20 protein-coding genes and 2 tRNA genes are annotated in these 19,852 nt (G+C 49.2%); 9 read left to right on the top strand and 13 right to left on the bottom strand.

Annotated elements, in window-relative coordinates; translation table 11 throughout:
* Position 1: 1 nt before the first annotated feature.
* From BGE37_RS20305 to cydA, 13 genes are all read right to left on the bottom strand, one after another.
* Positions 2-77 (bottom strand) — tRNA-Val (locus tag BGE37_RS20305).
* Positions 78-212: 135 nt separating this feature from the next.
* A tRNA-Lys gene (locus BGE37_RS20300) sits at positions 213-288 on the bottom strand.
* Positions 289-452: 164 nt separating this feature from the next.
* Positions 453-1,244: a cell division protein CpoB gene (gene cpoB / locus BGE37_RS20295; protein ID WP_000097569.1), complete on the bottom strand. Its 792-nt coding sequence runs from the start codon at positions 1,242-1,244 to the stop codon at positions 453-455.
* A gap of 9 nt (positions 1,245-1,253) precedes the next feature.
* The gene (gene pal, locus BGE37_RS20290; protein ID WP_001295306.1) at positions 1,254-1,775 is read right to left on the bottom strand and encodes a peptidoglycan-associated lipoprotein Pal; all 522 of its coding nucleotides are present in this window, start codon (positions 1,773-1,775) and stop codon (positions 1,254-1,256) included.
* Positions 1,776-1,809: 34 nt separating this feature from the next.
* A complete protein-coding gene (gene tolB, locus BGE37_RS20285) occupies positions 1,810-3,102 on the bottom strand; it encodes a Tol-Pal system beta propeller repeat protein TolB (protein ID WP_001295307.1) in 1,293 nt (430 codons plus the stop codon).
* A gap of 132 nt (positions 3,103-3,234) precedes the next feature.
* The gene (gene tolA / locus BGE37_RS20280) at positions 3,235-4,500 is read right to left on the bottom strand and encodes a cell envelope integrity protein TolA (RefSeq protein ID WP_032302713.1); all 1,266 of its coding nucleotides are present in this window, start codon (positions 4,498-4,500) and stop codon (positions 3,235-3,237) included.
* 64 nt (positions 4,501-4,564) lie between these two features.
* Entirely contained in the window at positions 4,565-4,993 is a 429-nt protein-coding gene (gene tolR, locus BGE37_RS20275) for a colicin uptake protein TolR (RefSeq protein WP_000090097.1), read from the bottom strand.
* A gap of 3 nt (positions 4,994-4,996) precedes the next feature.
* Positions 4,997-5,689, bottom strand: a complete 693-nt coding sequence (tolQ, locus tag BGE37_RS20270) for a Tol-Pal system protein TolQ (protein ID WP_000131314.1) — start codon at positions 5,687-5,689, stop codon at positions 4,997-4,999.
* Entirely contained in the window at positions 5,686-6,090 is a 405-nt protein-coding gene (gene ybgC / locus BGE37_RS20265) for a tol-pal system-associated acyl-CoA thioesterase (protein ID WP_001098384.1), read from the bottom strand. The genes tolQ and ybgC overlap by 4 nt, the downstream gene beginning before the upstream one ends.
* Positions 6,091-6,239: 149 nt before the next feature.
* Positions 6,240-6,533, bottom strand: a complete 294-nt coding sequence (gene ybgE, locus BGE37_RS20260; protein WP_000034602.1) for a cyd operon protein YbgE — start codon at positions 6,531-6,533, stop codon at positions 6,240-6,242.
* Positions 6,533-6,646, bottom strand: coding sequence for a cytochrome bd-I oxidase subunit CydX (cydX, locus tag BGE37_RS20255; protein ID WP_000270282.1), 114 nt, complete (start codon positions 6,644-6,646; stop codon positions 6,533-6,535). The genes ybgE and cydX overlap by 1 nt, the downstream gene beginning before the upstream one ends.
* 14 nt (positions 6,647-6,660) lie before the next feature.
* The gene (cydB, locus tag BGE37_RS20250; RefSeq protein ID WP_000568277.1) at positions 6,661-7,800 is read right to left on the bottom strand and encodes a cytochrome d ubiquinol oxidase subunit II; all 1,140 of its coding nucleotides are present in this window, start codon (positions 7,798-7,800) and stop codon (positions 6,661-6,663) included.
* A gap of 15 nt (positions 7,801-7,815) precedes the next feature.
* The gene (cydA, locus tag BGE37_RS20245; RefSeq protein WP_000884361.1) at positions 7,816-9,384 is read right to left on the bottom strand and encodes a cytochrome ubiquinol oxidase subunit I; all 1,569 of its coding nucleotides are present in this window, start codon (positions 9,382-9,384) and stop codon (positions 7,816-7,818) included.
* Positions 9,385-10,187: 803 nt separating this feature from the next.
* Here cydA and BGE37_RS20240 point away from each other — a divergent pair.
* The 9 genes from BGE37_RS20240 (at position 10,188) to BGE37_RS20195 (ending at position 19,850) form a co-directional block, all read left to right on the top strand.
* Positions 10,188-11,132 (top strand): hypothetical protein, encoded by a 945-nt coding sequence (locus BGE37_RS20240; RefSeq protein ID WP_105288375.1) that lies wholly within the window; start codon positions 10,188-10,190, stop codon positions 11,130-11,132.
* A 79-nt stretch (positions 11,133-11,211) separates the two neighbouring features.
* Entirely contained in the window at positions 11,212-11,634 is a 423-nt protein-coding gene (locus BGE37_RS20235) for a hypothetical protein (RefSeq protein WP_105288373.1), read from the top strand.
* 544 nt (positions 11,635-12,178) lie between these two features.
* Entirely contained in the window at positions 12,179-12,628 is a 450-nt protein-coding gene (gene glmS / locus BGE37_RS20225; protein WP_000710393.1) for a methylaspartate mutase subunit S, read from the top strand.
* The gene (glmL, locus tag BGE37_RS20220) at positions 12,628-14,016 is read left to right on the top strand and encodes a methylaspartate mutase accessory protein GlmL (RefSeq protein ID WP_105288371.1); all 1,389 of its coding nucleotides are present in this window, start codon (positions 12,628-12,630) and stop codon (positions 14,014-14,016) included. Before glmS ends, glmL begins: the two co-directional genes overlap by 1 nt.
* 18 nt (positions 14,017-14,034) lie before the next feature.
* Complete coding sequence (locus tag BGE37_RS20215) at positions 14,035-15,480, top strand: methylaspartate mutase subunit E (protein WP_000423321.1); 1,446 nt, start codon at positions 14,035-14,037, stop codon at positions 15,478-15,480.
* Positions 15,480-16,721: a methylaspartate ammonia-lyase gene (locus BGE37_RS20210; protein WP_000695027.1), complete on the top strand. Its 1,242-nt coding sequence runs from the start codon at positions 15,480-15,482 to the stop codon at positions 16,719-16,721. The genes BGE37_RS20215 and BGE37_RS20210 overlap by 1 nt, the downstream gene beginning before the upstream one ends.
* 3 nt (positions 16,722-16,724) lie before the next feature.
* A complete protein-coding gene (locus tag BGE37_RS20205) occupies positions 16,725-18,095 on the top strand; it encodes an acyclic terpene utilization AtuA family protein (RefSeq protein ID WP_032183702.1) in 1,371 nt (456 codons plus the stop codon).
* Positions 18,092-18,409 carry a DUF4387 domain-containing protein gene (locus BGE37_RS20200; protein ID WP_000813947.1) on the top strand — a complete coding sequence of 106 codons (318 nt, stop codon included), beginning with the start codon at positions 18,092-18,094 and terminating at the stop codon, positions 18,407-18,409. Before BGE37_RS20205 ends, BGE37_RS20200 begins: the two co-directional genes overlap by 4 nt.
* Before the next feature lie 160 nt (positions 18,410-18,569).
* Positions 18,570-19,850: a dicarboxylate/amino acid:cation symporter gene (locus BGE37_RS20195; RefSeq protein WP_000724204.1), complete on the top strand. Its 1,281-nt coding sequence runs from the start codon at positions 18,570-18,572 to the stop codon at positions 19,848-19,850.
* The last annotated feature ends 2 nt before the right edge of the window (positions 19,851-19,852 follow it).

The following is a 19,852-nucleotide window of genomic DNA, read 5'->3' as shown; positions in this document are numbered from 1 at the left end:
GTGGTGGGTGATGACGGGATCGAACCGCCGACCCCCTCCTTGTAAGGGAGGTGCTCTCCCAGCTGAGCTAATCACCCGATACTACGCTGGATACTACAACTAACTAGGTTAGTGGTGGGTCGTGCAGGATGACTCGACTTCGTCTCGCCCTTCGGGCCGTTGCTGACGCAACGTTATCCTTCACGTTTTACTACCGCTTCCACCTTAGCGATTGGTGGGTCGTGCAGGATTCGAACCTGCGACCAATTGATTAAAAGTCAACTGCTCTACCAACTGAGCTAACGACCCACTTTTTCGTTGCTTTCGGTTTGTTTGATATCCCGTGGCAACGGCGGCATATATTACTGATTTCAGACTTGAGCGCAACAAAAATTTCGATGTAGATCACTCAACTGCTTATGATTCGCACGACACGACCAGAAATAATGCAACTTCTGGTCGTGTGTTATGCATTACATCGCGTTCAGACGTTTTTGCGCCTGTTTTGCGCCATCAGTACCAGGGTATTTACTGATAACCTGCTGGTATACGGCTTTCGCTTTTGCGGTGTCACCTTTGTCCTGCATGATGACGCCGACTTTAAACATCGCATCTGCAGCCTTCGGTGACTTCGGATAGTTTTTCACTACCGAAGCAAAATAATACGCCGCATCATCTTTTTTACCCTTGTTGTAGTTTAACTGACCCAGCCAATAATTGGCGTTTGGCAGATAAGTTGAATCAGGGTAATTTTTGATGAAATTCTGAAATGCCACCATTGCGTCATCCTGGCGGGATTTATCCTGCACCAGCGCAATAGCTGCATTGTAATCCGTGTTTGCATCACCGCTTTTCACCGGCGCGCCAGCATTCGCAGTACCAGCATCAGCTGTCGGCGTCGTTGATGCCGCCGCACCGCTTTGATCGCCGCTGGTTGATTGCGCCGCTGCACCACCGCTGCTGAGGCTATCGATCTGCAACAGGATCTGCTTTTGCCGCTCCACGACCTGATTCAGTTGATACTGATTTTCCTGAATCTGACCACGCAGGGAATCAATATCGGATTGATTATCAGAGAGTTGTTGCTGGAGTTGGGTTAAAAGCTGGCTGTGAGCATTAGAAATACGCTCAAGTTGAGTGACGCGGTCTTCGACCGAGCCTGAGCCGACACTACTGATTGGTGCCTGAGCAAAAGCGGCCCAGGGGGCCGCTATACCAACCAGTAACGACAGACTCAATAGTTGATGTCTGAAGTTACTGCTCATGCAATTCTCTTAGTAAACCAGTACCGCACGACGGTTTTTGGAGTATGCCGCTTCGTCATGACCCAGTACTGCAGGTTTTTCTTTACCGTAAGAAACGATGGAGATCTGGTCTGCAGAAACGCCTTTACCCTGCAGGTACATCTTAACGGCGTTCGCACGACGTTCACCCAGGGAGATGTTGTATTCCGGAGTACCACGTTCGTCCGCGTGACCTTCTACGGTGACTTTGTAAGACGGGTTGCTACGCAGGAAGTTTGCGTGTGCATCCAGCATTTGAGCGAAGTCAGAACGGATATCGTACTTGTCCAGATCGAAGTAAACGATGTTGTTCTGCTGCAGCTGTTGCATTTGCAGACGAGCCTGCTCTTCGGAAGACATGTTGCCATTGCCGCCGTTCGCATCCATACCAGTGCCGGCACCCAGCATGCCTTCGCTGCCGTCATTGCTGGCGTTCTTGTTGGAAGAACATGCCGCAATTGCCATAACAGGCAGAGCAATCATCAGCCCTTTCAACACTTTGTTCAGTTGCATTTCAATGATTCCTTTACTATTCAATTAATTATTATCACAGATACGGCGACCAGGCAGGGAATTTGACCTGTCCATCAGTTGCCGGAAGACGCGCTTTGAAACGCCCATCTGTAGAAACCAAATTCAGCACGGATCCCATCCCCTGAGAAGAGCTGTAGATTACCATAGTGCCGTTAGGTGCCAGACTTGGCGTTTCATCCAGGAACGTGGACGACAGAACTTGTACGCCTCCCGTTGCCAGATCTTGTTTGGCAATGTGCTGCTGCCCACCATTGGAGCTGACCATTACCATAAATTTACCGTCGCTGCTGACATCCGCATCCTGGTTCTGCGAACCTTCCCAGGTAATACGTTGTGGCGCACCGCCGTTGATATTCACTTTATAAACCTGCGGACGACCGGCCTGGTCAGAAGTAAATGCCAGGTTCTGGCTGTCCGGGAACCAGGTCGGTTCGGTATTGTTACTGCGACCATCAGTCACCTGGCGGATCTGACCAGAAGCCAAATCCATTACGTACAGGTTCAGGCTACCGGTTTTCGACAAGGCGAATGCCAGTTTGCTGCCGTCTGGCGAGAATGCTGGTGCACCGTTGTGACGCGGGAATGAAGCCACCTGACGTACAGCACCATTTGCCAGCGTTTGAATAACCAGCGCTGAACGACCGCTCTCGAAAGTCACATAGGCCAGTTTAGAACCATCCGGTGACCATGCCGGAGACATCAGCGGCTGCGGAGAACGGTGAACGACAAACTGGTTGTAACCGTCATAGTCAGATACGCGCAGTTCATACGGGAACTGACCGCCATTGGTCTGAACAACGTAGGCAATACGGGTACGGAACGCACCTTTAATGCCGGTCAGTTTTTCAAACACTTCATCACTGGCGGTATGACCAGCATAACGCAGCCACTGCTTGTTCACTTTGTACGAGTTCTGAGCAAGTACAGTACCCGGTGCGCCGCCAGTGTCAACCAGCTGATAAGCAACATTGTAAGAGCCGTCCGGATTCGGAGTGACCTGGCCGACAACCACAGCGTCAATGCCCAGCGCAGACCATGCTGCTGGTTGTACTTCCTGTGCACTACCCGGCTGCTGTGGCAGACGAGCGCGATCTAATGGATTAAATTTACCGCTGTTACGCAAGTCAGCAGCAACGATGCCGCCAATATCTTCAGGTGCTGCACCAGGACCCGCCCACTGGAAAGGAACAACGCCAATAGGACGACCGGAATCTACACCGCTGTCGATCACAATGCGGACTTCAGCATGCAGAACTGATGCCCACAGTATGAGAAAACCAAATGCTACTCGTAATGCCTGCTTCATCATATCTCCCTTATCTGGACCGATGGCCCACGATAATTTAGCAGAATGTTAACAAACTAAAATACACAAAACTACCAGAACCCCGTGGCAACCGGTGTCTGATGTTGACCGTCGGAACAGTCAGCATCGCGATTACGGTTTGAAGTCCAATGGCGCGTTTTTGAACACTTCATATACTGCCTGGCTTGGTGGTTTCGGGATCTTCGCAAGTTTAGCTGCTGCCAACGCAGCCTGACAAAGTGCGGGATCGCCACCTTCAGGTTTGATATCCAGTAACATACCATCGGGTGCCAGTTTTATGCGCAGCGTACAGGTCTTGCCTGCATAGGACGATGCGTCATAGAACTTACTTTCGATAGCAGATTTAATCTGCCCGGCATAGTTATTGATATCGGCCCCTGATGCGCCATTGTTTTTAGTATTACCACTCCCGGCAGGCGAAGCATTGTTCCCTTTCGCCCCTCCCCCCGTTTTCGGTGCATTCTTACCAGAGCTTAGCTCACCGAAAATATCATCTGCCTCTGCGGCCGCTTTTGCTGCAGCGGCTTTTTCAGCTGCAGCTTTTGCCGCTGCCGCTTTTTTGTCTGCGGCGGCTTTTTCTGCCGCTGCTTTCTTATCAGCTGCTGCCTTTTCAGCAGCCGCTTTTTCTGCTGCTTTTTTGTCGGCTGCAGCTTTCTCTGCCGCTGCTTTCTTATCAGCTGCTGCCTTTTCAGCAGCCGCTTTCTTCTCAGCTTCTGCCTTGGTTTTTTCAGCAGCTTCAGTTGCCGCTTTTTTTCTTGCTTCAGCTGCAGCTGCTTCTGCCGCTTCCGCTTTCTTCTTCAGCGCCGCAGCGGCTGCTTCGGCTTTTTTCTGCGCTTCGGCTGCGGCTTTGGCTGCTTCTGCTTCTGCTTTTTTCTTCGCGTCTGCAGCCGCTTTCTTCGCTGCTTCTTCCGCAGCTTTTGCATCCGCTTCAGCCTTCGCTTTAGCATCTGCAGCCGCTTTCGCTGCCGCCTCTTCCGCTTGCTTCTGCTTTAACTCGGCCTGTTTTGCGGCTTCTTCAGCCTGCTTTTTCTGCTCCTGAGCCGCTAACCGCTCTTTCTCAAGTTGCTTCAGGCGTTCCTGTTCAGCCGCTTGTTTCTCACGCAGTTCTTCCGCAGCCTGCTGTTCCTTCATCTTGCGCTGCTCATCAGAACGCTTCGCGCTTGATTCCTGGCTTTGCATGCGTTTGTACTGCTCAACTACCGCACCTGAATCAACCATTACAGCGTCGATGGACGAACCACCGCCGCCTCCGGCTGAAGCTTCTATATTCTCATCGAACGAACTCCAGATCAGCGCCGCAAATAAGATGACATGCAGCACTGCTGAAATAATTATCGCCCGCTTGAGCTTGTCGTTTTGTTCGGTTGCCTTTGACACTCTCGGTTTCCAAAAACTGTTCGCCTGTTACCCGCTCTCTTTCAAGCAAGGGAAACGCAGATGTTTAGATAGGCTGCGTCATTAAACCAACCGATTTCACACCCGCACTATGTAACAAGTTCAGTGCTTTAATTATTTCATCGTAAGGCACATCTTTTGCGCCACCGATCAGAAAGACCGTTTTCGGGTTGGCCTTGAAACGGCTGGACACTTCCGCCACCACCTGCTCTGGTGGTAAACGCTCCAGGCGATCTTTCTCAACCACCACGGTGTACTGACCAATACCAGACACTTCAACAATCACTGGCGGATTATCGTTACTGCTCACCGCCTGTGATTCAGTAGCGTCTGGCAGATCGACCTCCACGCTCTGGGTGATGATGGGCGCTGTCGCCATAAAGATCAGCAACAGCACCAGCAGTACGTCCAGCAACGGTACAATGTTGATTTCGGACTTGAGATCGCGACGACCTCGTCCACGCGCTCTGGCCATGGCTTACCCCTTGTTGCTCTCGCTAACGGTAAACGCCTGGCGGTGCAGAATCGCGGTAAACTCTTCCATAAAGTTGTCGTAATTCAGTTCCAGTTTGTTTACGCGCTGGTTGAGGCGGTTATAAGCCATTACCGCCGGAATTGCGGCGAACAGACCAATTGCCGTCGCAATCAACGCTTCTGCGATACCGGGCGCAACCATTTGCAGTGTTGCTTGTTTTACCGCCCCGAGGGCGATAAAGGCGTGCATGATCCCCCAGACCGTACCAAACAGACCAATATACGGGCTGATGGAGCCAACCGTACCGAGGAACGGAATGTGCGTTTCCAGATTTTCAAGTTCACGGTTCATGGAAATACGCATCGCTCGCGACGCCCCTTCCACTACGGCTTCCGGCGCATGGCTATTGGCACGATGTAGGCGCACAAACTCTTTGAACCCGCTGTAAAAGATTTGTTCCGAACCAGTGAGATTATCCCGTTTCCCCTGGCTCTCTTGATAGAGGCGAGAAAGTTCGATTCCAGACCAGAATTTATCTTCAAACGCTTCGGCTTCGCGCGCCGCTGCGTTAAGAATACGGGTCCGCTGGATAATAATGGCCCAGGATGCGATTGAAAAACCAATCAAAATCAACATGATAAGTTTAACCAGAAGGCTAGCCTTCAGGAACAAATCAAGGATATTCATGTCAGTCACTGCTTAAACTCCGCGACAATAGACTTGGGAAGCGCACGAGGCTTCATTTTGAGTGGGTCAACGCAAACAACCAGAACCTCTGCTTCATTCAGCAAAGTATTCTCGGCGTTGACAATACGTTGCGTGAAAACCAAAGAGGTGCCACGCATTGATGTTATTTCAGTCTGTATTTCGAGCATATCGTCGAGCCGCGCAGGTGCATAATATTCCACCGTCATTTTACGCACCACAAAGGCAACGCGTTCAGCCATCAGCGCCTGCTGACTGAAGTGATGATGACGCAGCATCTCTGTGCGTGCTCTTTCATAAAAAGCGACGTAACTGGCGTGGTACACCACACCACCGGCATCGGTATCTTCATAGTAGACGCGAACCGGCCATCGAAACAGCGTTGTATTCACTTTACATCCCGGTAATGCAACAAAAGTTAGAGCTTTTAAACGCTGCTACTATACGCGCGCGATTGAGGTTTGGGAATGAGGGCAAGTTAAGGGAGCGTAAAAATTTATGGGCCTGAAGCGGCCCATAAATTTTTAAAGAGAATTCTGATTTAAAAGAAGAAGAAAATCAGCCCGACAATGAGAACAATATCGGCAAGCAAAGGGCAAAAAATCCCTTGCCAGAGAACCTTCTGCGGACGAAAGCCCACGCCGTGAATAACACCAGCACAGACGGCCCACATCAGCAATAAACCATGCCAGATTTCCAGTTCACTGGTCTTCGCGGCGAAACGTGACGGGTCCCAAAACATACATCCTGCTAACAGAAGCGCCATCACGAAGGAAAGCGCCCGCAGGGGGCGCTTGTCCATTACCGCATACAAGGTTGCGATAATCTTACTCATCAGATGTCTTCTTGACCGGCTTTGCCTGATTCGACGTGCTCAAGCGCCAGCGCGGTGATTACCCCAAACGAACAGGCAAGAAGCGTTCCCAGAATCCATGCGAAATACCACATTTTTAGCTCCTTACTTAGTACAGAGAGTGGGTGTTACGTTCAATATCTTCTTTGGTGATACGACCGAACATTTTCCAGTAGCACCAGGCGGTGTAGAGCAGAATGATCGGTACCAGAACCACCGCAACCCAGGTCATGACGTTAAGCGTCAGCTGGCTGGAAGTTGCATCCCACATTGTCAGACTTGCGTTCATCATGGTGCTGGACGGCATCACAAACGGGAACATTGCAATACCGGCAGTCAGGATGATGCAGGCCAGCGTCAGGGAGGAGAACACAAACGCCCACGCCGCTTTATCCATACGTGCAGTCAGAATGGTCAGCAGAGGCAGAACCACACCCAGTACCGGAATAGCCCACAGAATCGGCGTATTGTTGAAGTTCACCAACCATGCGCCAGCTTCACGAACCACTTCTTTATTCAGCGGGTTAGATGCCGCGTAATGGTCCATTGTTGATTTCACAACATAACCATCGATACCGTACATCACCCATACGCCAGCCAGTGCGAAGCAGACCAGTGTCACCAGTGCCGCCACCTGAGCCGTTGCACGGGTACGCAGGTGCAGTTCGCCCACGGTACGCATCTGCAGATAGGTTGCGCCCTGAGTAATGATCATCCCTACGCTCACCACGCCAGCCAGCAGGCCGAACGGGTTAAGCAGCTGGAAGAAGTTACCGGTGTAGTACAGACGCAGATATTCATCCACGTTGAACGGTACGCCCTGCAACAGGTTACCAAACGCCACGCCAATCACCAGCGGCGGAACGAAGCTACCAATGAAGATGCCCCAGTCCCACATGTTACGCCAGCGGGTTTCTTCAATCTTGGAGCGGTAGTCAAAACCGACCGGACGGAAGAACAGAGACGCCAGCACGAGGATCATCGCCACATAGAAGCCGGAGAACGCAGCGGCATAGACCATCGGCCAGGCAGCAAACAGAGCGCCACCCGCAGTGATCAGCCATACCTGGTTACCGTCCCAGTGTGGTGCGATGGAGTTAATCATAATTCGACGCTCGGTGTCGTTACGACCGAGGAAACGGGTGAGCATGCCCACCCCCATGTCGAAACCGTCAGTGACTGCAAAACCAATCAGCAGAACGCCAACCAGCAGCCACCAGATAAAACGCAATACTTCATAATCGATCATTTGACGACTCCTGTCTTAGCGTGCCGGCTGAGTAGTCGTGGAAGACTGCTCAAAGTGATAGCGACCGGTTTTCAGGCTGCTTGGGCCGAGGCGTGCAAACTTGAACATCAAGAACAATTCTGCCACCAGGAACAGGGTATACAGGCCACAAATCAGCACCATCGAGAAGATGAGGTCGCCTGCGGTCAGTGACGAGTTCGCTACAGCTGTCGGCAGCACTTCACCGATAGCCCAAGGTTGGCGACCATATTCAGCCACGAACCAGCCCGCTTCTACAGCAATCCACGGCAACGGAATACCGTACAATGCAGCGCGCAGCAGCCATTTTTTCTCGCCAATACGGTTGCGGATGACACTCCAGAAAGAGAGCGCGATGATTGCCAGCAGCAGGAAGCCACACGCCACCATGATACGGAACGCGAAGTACAGCGGCGCTACACGTGGAATGGAGTCTTTGGTTGCCTGTTGAATCTGCGCTTCAGTCGCATCCGCCACGTTTGGCGTGTAGCGTTTCAGCAACAGACCGTAACCGAGGTCTTTCTTCATGCTATTGAACTGGTCACGAACCGCCTGGTCAGTAGAACCAGAACGCAGTTGCTCGAGCAGAGAGTACGCCTTCATCCCGTTACGGATGCGTTCTTCATGCTGCACCATCAGCTCTTTCAGGCCGATAACCGGGGTATCCACGGAACGCGTTGCAATGATGCCCAGCGCGTAAGGGATCTGGATCGCAAATTTGTTCGTCTCCTCTTCCTGATCAGGAATGCCGAACAGAGTAAAGGCAGCAGGTGCAGGTTGCGTTTCCCACTCGGCTTCAATAGCAGCCAGTTTGGTTTTCTGCACGTCGCCCATTTCATAACCGGATTCATCACCCAGAACAATAACAGACAGAACGGCAGCCATACCGAAGCTGGCAGCGATAGCAAAGGAGCGTTTAGCAAAGGCGAAGTCACGACCTTTCAGCATATACCATGCGCTGATACCGAGGATGAACATCGCGCCAGTCACATAACCAGACGCTACCGTGTGAACGAATTTCACCTGAGCAACCGGGTTAAGCACCAGCTCGGAGAAGCTCACCATCTCCATACGCATAGTTTCAAAGTTGAAATCGGATGCGATTGGGTTTTGCATCCAGCCGTTCGCAACCAGAATCCACAGTGCGGACAGGTTTGAACCAAGCGCCACCAGCCAGGTGACACACATATGCTGAACTTTACCCAGACGATCCCAACCGAAGAAGAACAGACCTACAAAGGTGGATTCGAGGAAGAAGGCCATCAGACCTTCGATTGCCAGCGGCGCGCCGAAAATATCCCCTACATAGTGGGAATAGTAAGACCAGTTAGTCCCGAACTGGAACTCCATGGTCAGACCGGTTGCCACACCCAGAGCGAAGTTGATACCAAACAACTTGCCCCAGAACTTGGTCATATCTTTATAAATCTGTTTGCCGGAAAGGACGTAGACCGTTTCCATAATGGCCAGCAGGAACGCCATACCGAGCGTCAGTGGCACAAAAAGGAAGTGGTACATCGCGGTCAAGGCAAACTGTAAGCGCGACAGTTCGACTATATCTAACATCATGACTCCTTGCTCATCGCATGAAGACTCCGAGAGTGAACCCCGTTAGAAAGGGTCACACGCATGCCCCAATACAAAATTATTTGCTCGCCTCTATCGCTGCCTTTTCCTCAAAAGTGGAAAAGACAATGATAAAAAGTTACAAATATGTTAATGAATAAACCAAATTGATCCCGTAATTATATTACGCCGCAAAATCCTTACAATAAACAGGTTTTTATTGAGCAAATTTGCATTTTTCGACAGTGATCAATTTATAGCGAAATTGTCACGACCTCACCAATTTGATCTACGACAATTTATCGTGTTTTGCAGATTTTTTTCAAGAATTAAAAATTGATTTATATCAAAACCAATCAAATATGTTAATTATGTATAAACCATAGACCATTGGTAATTTTATTGTTAATTTATTGTGAAATATTTATGTAACACAATTATTACAATAAAAAGACATAGATAAAAAACCAGTGTTTTATTTAACAGAATCGCCTTATCAACTTTTTATAATACCAATTGATTAGAGTAGCCAATTTGTTGCTATTTTACATAACATATTTTTATCAAAGTTAATTGATTGTTGCCTTTATGAGCATCGCCGTAAGACCGCCATGTTATTGTTTCATTTGTAATAATCACCAATAAGTATCGATGAGAGAGATATCGCTTAACAGAGGCGACTGTGTCTGCATGAACACAGGCAACTTTCGCCTGATAAACGAAAAATGAGCGATTTTTGCAAGTTAGTTTTTCTATTGCCGGGTACGCTGAGCGCCTCGCTTGATTACAATGAGGTTGCTGCCATGGGTCTTGATAATATAGGTTCTGTTGTCAATCGCTTCTCTGGTTGGCCATCAAATGATCCTCTAAAAACAGATAACGAATCAATGACATCACCCGTGACTGTGCAGGTAATAAAGTTGATTGCCGCCATCCTTGACCCACATCGGATAGTCGTTGGTATCGATACACTTTATACAACGCAGCGCAAAACATTTACCTCAGAGGGTCAACAACTCATTGAATCAGCATTGAAAACACTTAATGTGATGAATTTAAATAACCTGGAAACAGATCGTGATGAGGAGGGTAACTATCTGGCTTTTGGATATAACGTTGACACTCCTGACAGAATAACCGTTTCTGCTTATAATGAAAAAAAACCTTTCTGTTATGGCCAATGTCTTTTAATACAGGATGAAGAACCAGATTTATTTAACCTGGTAAAAATTAAAACCTTTGAAGCCAGGCATAATTATGTTTCTAAATTGATGAGCGATCCGGAATTTATGTTTAAATTCAGTTATAGCGCCCAACAAAATAGATTAGAACCTCATCTTCTGGTTCCCACTTATTTCCCTCTGAAAACAAACCAACCGGTTACGCTAGAGGATGTACTGATACTTTATCGTTTCTTTAAAATGAATGGCGATTTTAATATATTAACATCAGATGAATACATGAGTATCATGACACCTCTGATGAAGTGTGAGCGTAGTATCCACGACCATAACAGGTATGTGACGGGCAAAGATGCTCTTCTTCTGGACAATCCTCCGTCTGGTAACCAGATATATTTCCATATTTCCCCTGACGAATCAGCAACACTTGTCCTTTATTTTTCAGACAATAACCTTGAATCCTTCGTCTTTGAAAATGATATTCCGAGCCAGTATCGACATTTCAAAATGTTTACCAATTTAGCACTAGTTATTGATCAGTTAACCGACGCCAATCAAATACTTTAATTTTCTATACAGCCCTGTGTAAAATATTGCTAAACAGTGCCCGGGGTTGATTTTTATTCCTCACGGTGATATTTAAATCATGACACCATCTCAGCTCTCTTTTAATACTCTTCCTGTCAATGCAACATGCACTTCAGAGATAACAGTAAACACACAAAAATTCTCTGACATCCTCTACTCAGTGGGGTATTCCCTAAAGGATCTGGCTTATCTGAGCAGATGTCTGGCATCATTACACCCGACACTCGCCAAAAACATTTATGAAACGGAAAATCTCAGCGATCAAAAATTACTTTATATAGATTGCCGTAGTACAAATGAAATCAAGATAAATATCTTTTTGGGTCAAAAAAGAGAAGAATTAATCGAAATTAGTTCTGATACAGTCATTTTTTCGATACTGTCTTCATTGATTGACTCAGTTATTTCTGAACATCGACATCAAATCCCCGTTAACGATTCAAATAATTCTGAACTATTTTATGAGGATTATACTGATTAAATCCACTCTGTACGAACCTGTCCTGCATTTATGCCAGAAGTATTAGAATCTTTGCTTAACGTTACTCATACAGTAGCACCTTCATGTGCCTCTCTTTTTTACGAAAAATCAAAAGAGCTAACAAAAGTCATTCTTCGCATGAATCATTAATTATTTGTTATTTTCAACATTATTTTTACATTAAGCATATATGAATTGCAGTGAAATTCGACTTAACTTTTATGAAATGCATTTACTCATGGCTAAAGCCACGTCACAAAAATGCAAATTAGAAGTTGATCACAATTATCTCAATCCATCAAATCAAGTTAATTTTAAAAATTTAACATCCATGACATTAGTTGACATAACACGCTGAATTAAAATGAGAATTTAAAAAAACACTTTAAACAATCATTTCCCGAAAGACATTTTGAAAATAGATCAATTGCAACATTACGGTCAGATAAAGACACTCCTCTGATATTAAACCTGTGCCGTTATGAACGGCCATAAATACGACGTGTGTAACTTAATTTACTCTCTGTCTTACAAAGGATTACCCATGAAGAAAGCAACACTTGTGATTGGCGTTATTGGCGCGGACTGCCATGCAGTAGGCAATAAAGTTCTGGACCGCGTTTTTAGCAACCATGACTTCAGAGTCATTAATCTGGGCGTAATGGTCAGCCAGGACGAATATATTGATGCTGCCATTGAAACTGGCGCTGACGCGATTGTCGTCTCCTCTATCTATGGGCATGGCGATATCGATTGTCTGGGCATGCGCGAACGCTGCATCGAGCGTGGGCTGGGTAACATCCTGCTCTATGTGGGCGGTAACCTGGTGGTCGGAAAACATGACTTCGCTGACGTGGAAACCAAGTTCAAAGAGATGGGATTTGATCGCGTCTTTTCCCCAAGTCATGACTTAGAAGATGTTTGTCAGCTGATGGCCCACGATATCAACCAACGTCATGACGTTGATACTCGCATTCTTGAAGAGGCAATCTGATGCAAATCGTCTCTGTCGATATTGGATCGACGTGGACCAAAGCAGCCCTCTTCACCCGGGAGGGGGACGCGTTAACGTTGGTTAACCACGTTCTGACCCCAACCACCACCCATCATCTGGCGAAGGGGTTTTTCTCCAGCCTGGACCAGGTGTTAAACGTAGATGATGCCCTCCCCCTGTTAAACAGTGGTGAGGTTGCATTGAAGTATTCCTCCTCTGCCAAAGGTGGGCTGGCGGTTGCCGCAATGGGAATAGTGCCTTCTATCACTCTGGAAACCGCGAAAGTAACCGCTCACTCTGCGGGTGCTAAAATTGCGCAATATTACGCCTACAAGCTGAACCGCCGTGATATCCAGGCACTGGAAGAAACGCAGCCCGATATTCTCTTGTTCACCGGCGGCACCGACGGCGGAGAAGAAAGCTACGGACTGAATAACGCCCGTGTGCTGGCAGAATCCAAACTCGACTGCGCCATTATTTATGCCGGAAACCGGGATATTCAGGACAAGGTGCAGGAGATCCTCGGGCATAAAGACCTGACCATCGTCGACAACGTTCTGCCCGATCTTGACCATCCGAACCCTTTAGCTGCACGCCAGGCTATCTGCGACATATTCCTTAAACGCATCGTTAAAGGGAAAGGGCTGGATGTCATTGTTGATAAAACAGGCGAAGAACCAATGCCGACACCATGGACGGTCTTTGAACTGGTTAAGGCAATCAGTAACGTCGATCACAGCTGGAAAGAGTTCATGCTGATCGACATGGGCGGCGCAACCACCGATGTCTATTCCGCCTGTGCCAACACGCTCTCGCCCGACACTGTTTTACATGGCGTACCGGAACCCTTCGTAAAACGGACGGTGGAAGGCGATCTGGGAATGCGCGTCTCGGCAATGGTGGTTGGTGAAAGTGCGAAAGAGTTAGTCAGTGTGAATTTTGCTCAGCAACCCGCACAGTTGGACGCTTTTTATCATTACCTCCGTCATCTAGTCGCTCATCCCGACTACTTACCCGCGAATGCAGATGAAAAATATTTCGATACCGTCCTGGCCGGACTGTGTGTGGGTTATGCCACCGAAAGACATGCGGGCACCAAAAAAGAGGTCTGCACCTGCGTCGGCAATGTCGATTTACAGATGGGACGTGACCTGACAACCGTGCGTAAAGTCGTGGGTTCCGGCGGATGGCTCTCGCGTGCCAGTCAGTTCGATATGCATCACTGGTTGAAATACCGCGAGTTAAACGACGACGGTAAACGCATTCTCTTACCGACCGAATTTGAATATTACCGCGATTCCCGGGGGCTATTACCACTGCTGGCAAACGTCGCCAGAGTCGATCCGCTGGCCGCCGCGCGCACCAGTATTCAATGCTTAACCCTATAACAATTAAGGCTGCAATCAATGGAACTTCGAAATAAGAAATTAACCCATGACGAATTCATGACCGAGCGGCAACAGGTATTGAAAACCTGGGAAACCGGCAAGGATGTTGAAAACTTTGAAGATGGCGTTAAATACCAACAAACCATTCCTGAGCATAAACGCTTCTCTCTTGCCCTGCTGAAAGCAGACAAGGAAGGTAAAACCCTTAGCCAACCGCGCGCAGGCGTGGCGCTGATGGACGAACACATCGAACTACTGAAAACACTACAAGAAGAGTGCGATCTGCTGCCGAGCACTATCGATGCATATACCCGTCTGAATCGGTACGAAGAAGCTGCTGTAGGGATTAAAAAATCCATCGAAGCCGGAACCTCTAAACTGAACGGTTTACCGGTAGTTAACCACGGCGTCGCAGCTTGCCGTCGCCTCACCGAAACTCTGCAAAAACCGCTACAGATCCGCCACGGCACGCCAGATGCGCGTCTGCTGGCTGAAATCTCGATGGCCAGCGGCTTTACCAGTTATGAAGGCGGCGGCATTTCCTACAATATTCCGTATGCCAAGCGCGTAACGCTGGAAAAATCGATCCGCGACTGGCAGTACTGCGATCGTTTAATGGGGATGTACGAAGAACACGGGATCCGCATCAACCGCGAACCGTTTGGCCCACTAACGGGTACGCTGATCCCGCCGTTTATCTCGCACTCTATCGCAATAATCGAAGGCTTGCTGGCACTGGAACAGGGTGTGAAGTCTATCACCGTTGGTTATGGTCAGGTCGGTAGCCTGACGCAGGATGTTGCGGCGATCCAGTCTCTGCGGGAACTTGCACACGAATATTTTCAGAGCTATGGCTATACCGACTACGAATTAAGTACCGTGTTTCACCAGTGGATGGGAGGCTTTCCGGAGGACGAATCGAAAGCGTTCGCCATTATCTCCTGGGGTGCTGCAGTCGCGGGGATGTCTGGTGCTACCAAAGTCATCACCAAAAGTCCGCACGAAGCCTGGGGCATCCCGACTGCTGCTGCCAACATTCAGGGGCTAAAAGCCTCCCGCCAGATGCTCAACATGGTCAACGAGCAGAAATTCCCGCCGTGCCCGGCGGTTGAACTAGAAATTGAACTGATTAAGAGCGAGGTTCGCGCTGTACTGAACAAAGTGTTCGAACTGGGTAATGGTGATATTGCGCGCGGTACGGTGCTGGCATTTGAAGCGGGCGTACTGGATGTGCCGTTTGCACCAGCCGCCTGCAACGCGGGCAAAATTCTTCCGGTCCGTGACAACACCGGCGCGATACGCGTACTGGAAGCCGGAGCCGTTCCATTGCCAAAAGATATTCTCGACCTCCACCACGATTACGTTGCGGAACGCGCGCGCTTTGAAGGACGCCAACCGACATTCCAGATGGTTGTAGATGACATCAATGCTGTATCCCACAGTAAATTAATAGGAAGACCATAATGAAAATAAAACAGGCCCTTTTTACCGCTGGCTACTCCTCATTCTATTTCGATGATCAGCAGGCGATAAAAAACGGAGCGGGTCACGACGGCTTTTTCTACACCGGAGAGCCGGTAACACAGGGGTTTAACGCCGTACGTCAGGCCGGGGAGTGCGTTTCGGTTCAGTTGATTCTGGAAAACGGTGCGGTCGCCGTAGGTGACTGTGCTGCCGTACAGTATTCCGGGGCAGGCGGTCGCGATCCACTGTTCCTCGCAGAGCACTTTATTCCGTTCCTCAACGACCATATCAAGCCATTACTGGTAGGCCGCGATGTGGATGCTTTCCTGCCGAATGCCCGTTTCTTCGACAAATTGCGTATTGACGGCAACTTGCTGCATACCGCCGTACGTTACGGATTATCACAGGCGCTGCTTGATGCTACCGCGCTGGCAACCGGCCGTCTGAAAACTGAAGTGGTCTGTGATGAATGGCAGTTGCCACGCGTGGCGGAATCCATTCCATTATTTGGTCAGAGCGGCGACGATCGATATATCGCCGTCGATAAGATGATCCTTAAGGGCATCGACGTGCTGCCCCATGCGCTGATTAATAACGTCGAAGAGAAACTGGGCTTTAAAGGTGAAAAACTGCGCGAATATGTCCGCTGGTTGTCAGATCGCATTCTGAGCAAGCGCACCAGCGCACGCTACCACCCTACCCTGCACATCGATGTATACGGCACTATCGGTCTGATCTTCGATATGGATCCGCTTCGCTGTGCGCAATACATCGCCAGTCTGGAAAAAGAGGCGCAAGGCCTGCCGCTCTACATTGAGGGGCCGGTCGATGCCGGTAACAAGCCCGATCAAATCCGCCTGCTGACCGCGATTACCAAAGAGCTGACGCGCCTCGGTTCCGGCGTGAAAATCGTGGCCGATGAATGGTGTAACACCTACCAGGATATTGTTGATTTCACTGATGCCGCCAGTTGCCACATGGTGCAAATCAAAACCCCGGATCTGGGCAGTATTCACAACATCGTCGATGCAGTTCTTTATTGCAACAGCCACAGCATGGAAGCGTACCAGGGCGGCACCTGCAATGAAACTGATGTCAGTGCCCGCACCTGTGTCCACGTCGCCCTTGCTGCTCGCCCCATGCGTATGCTGGTAAAACCAGGGATGGGCTTTGACGAAGGCCTCGATATCGTCTTCAACGAAATGAATCGTACTATCGCGCTGTTGCAGGCTAAGGATTAACAAATGGCTCGTTCTTTTAAAGTCTTATCGCCAACGGCAATCCTCGGGTATGGATTCCCGGAAGAGAGCTTCCGCAAAGCGATGGCAGAATCGCCCGATCTGATCGCCGTTGATGCAGGCTCTTCCGATCCTGGCCCCCACTACCTCGGGGCGGGCAAACCGTTTACCGATCGCGCAGGGGTCAAGCGCGATCTGCGCTATATGATCACCGCAGGCGTGCAAAATAATATACCGGTGGTGATCGGAACGGCCGGCGGTTCTGGTGCCGCTCCACACCTGGAGTGGTGCCGAGAAATAATTCATGAGATTGCCCGGGAAGAGCACCTCGCGTTCTCGATGGCGCTGATCCCGGCAGACGTTGACAAAGCCATCGTCCACCAGGCGCTGGATAACGGCAAAATCACAGCGCTGGATTTTGTCCCGCCGTTAACCCACGACGCGATTGACGAAAGTACGTATATCGTCGCGCAAATGGGCATCGAACCCTTCCAGCAGGCGCTGAAAGAAGGCGCGCAAGTGGTGCTGGGCGGGCGCGCTTACGACCCGGCCTGCTTTGCTGCGCTACCGATCATGCAAGGCTTTGATGAAGGTCTGGCGCTGCATTGTGGGAAAATCCTTGAATGCGCGGCAATCGCCGCAACGCCCGGCTCAGGCTCTGACTGTGCGATGGGCATCATTGATGACAACGGCTTTACGCTGAAGACATTTAATCCGAAGCGTAAATTTACCGAAACGTCAGCGGCTGCACACACACTGTATGAGAAATCCGATCCCTACTTCCTGCCAGGACCTGGCGGCGTGTTGAACCTGAAAGGCTGCACATTTAAAGCGGTCAATGACGGCGAAGTGTACGTCAGCGGTTCTAAGCATGAAGAAACGCCGTATGCCCTGAAACTGGAAGGTGCGCGGCGGGTGGGCTTCCGCTGTCTGACCATCGCAGGAACGCGCGACCCGATCATGATCGCCGGGATCGATAAAATCATCGATGAAGTCAAAACCAGCGTTTCGCGTAACCTGTCGCTCGACGATGACAGCATTCGCATCAATTTCCACCTGTACGGCAAAAACGGGGTGATGGGCGACCATGAACCGATGCAAACTGCCGGGCATGAGCTGGGGATTGTCCTTGATGTAGTTGCACCGACCCAGGATATTGCCAATAGCGTTTGCTCGCTGGTGCGCTCTACCATGCTGCACTACGGCTATGAAAACCGCATCGCTACCGCAGGCAACCTGGCGTTCCCGTTCTCCCCTTCTGATATCCAGGGCGGGCCGGTATACGAATTTTCCATATATCACCTGATTGAAGCCAACGACGCTCTGCGTTTTGATTTCCATATTGAACAGGTGACGCCAGAAGGAGTTCAGGCATGAAACAGTCAATTGTCTCACTGGCGCAAGTCATTCGTTCGAAAAATGCCGGACCTTACGAACTGGTTTTAGATATTTTATTTAAAACGAAAGAAAACTATGAGCGAGTAAAATCATCAGGGCAATTAACCCCAGAACTGATTGCGCGCTTATATCATGTTGAACCTGACTTTATTCATCGTATTGTCTGGTTTGATCCTTCTAACGCAGTAAAAATTGTCATGCCACGAGATATTATCTCCGGGAATGTAGGTGACAATGATGTCTATGGCGCACAGCAACATGCACCTTTATTAAATATGAGTTTCGATTTGTAAAAATCCGAACACTTTTAGCCAACTGACATCCCGTCACTTATTGCAGCTCAACACTTCAGCTATTTGTAAGGTTGTTATAGCAGGTAGATGCCTGAATCTCTATTCAGGCATCCACTTCTCCTGATTCTGATTTATCGCCGTGCACCTGATGGAGGAAAAAATGAAGAAAATAAGTTTAACCACGATGATTCTTTTGGCGCTGGTACTTGGAATGATTATCGGCGTAGTGCTCAATAACACTGCTTCACCGGAAACAGCAAAACTCTATGCGCAAGAAATATCGATATTCACGACGATTTTCTTACGACTGATAAAAATGATTATCGCTCCGTTAGTGGTCTCTACCCTGGTGGTAGGTATTGCTAAAATGGGCGATGCCAAAGCCCTTGGTCGTATTTTTTCTAAAACACTCTTTTTATTTATTTGCGCCTCATTGCTGTCAATTGCCTTAGGCTTGATAACGGTAAATTTCTTCATGCCAGGCACAGGAATTAATTTTGTTGCACACGGTGCCGAAACCACCGGAGTGGTCGCGTCAGAACCCTTTACACTAAAAGTATTTATTTCGCATGCTTTCCCCACCAGCATTGTCGATGCCATGGCGCACAATGAAATTTTGCAAATCGTGGTGTTCTCAATTTTCCTCGGCTGTAGCCTGACGGCGATTGGTGAGAAAGGCAGCGCCATCGTTCACGCCTTAGATTCGCTGGCACATGCCATGTTAAAGCTCACTGGCTACGTCATGCTCTTCGCTCCCCTGACCGTATTCGCCGCTATTTCAGCATTGATTGCTGAACGAGGACTGGCAGTTATGGTGAGCGCCGGAATCTTTATGGGTGAATTTTATTTCACCATGTTATTACTTTGGGTGCTGCTTATCGGTCTGGCCATCGTTTATGTCGGCCCCTGCATCAGACGCCTGACCCGCGCCCTTTCAGAACCCGCCCTGCTGGCATTTACCACATCCAGTTCTGAAGCTGCTTTTCCGGGAACGCTTGAAAAACTGGAGCAATTTGGCGTTTCCCCCAAAATTGCCAGCTTTGTCTTACCCATTGGCTACTCATTTAATCTCGTTGGATCAATGGCCTACTGCTCCTTCGCCACAGTTTTCATCGCCCAGGCCTGCAATATCCATTTATCCATCGGTGAGCAAATCACCATGCTGTTGATCCTGATGTTGACCTCGAAAGGAATGGCTGGCGTACCACGCGCCTCAATGGTGGTTATCGCCGCCACGCTCAACCAGTTCAATATTCCGGAAGCGGGGCTGATCTTGCTGATGGGCGTTGATCCGTTCCTTGATATGGGGCGTTCCGCGACAAACGTCATGAGCAACGCAATGGGCGCTGCGATGGTGAGTCGGTGGGAAGGCGAACATTTCGGCGAGGGCTGTCGGGGTAAAGCATTAAAACCCAATGAATCGAACGTTGCTCTGCCCTGAGG

This window comes from Escherichia sp. MOD1-EC6300, assembly GCF_002965045.1.
Lineage (GTDB): Bacteria > Pseudomonadota > Gammaproteobacteria > Enterobacterales > Enterobacteriaceae > Escherichia > Escherichia coli_F.
Note: the sequence above shows the minus strand (reverse complement) of the source record. Positions and strands in the feature narration are given on the sequence as shown.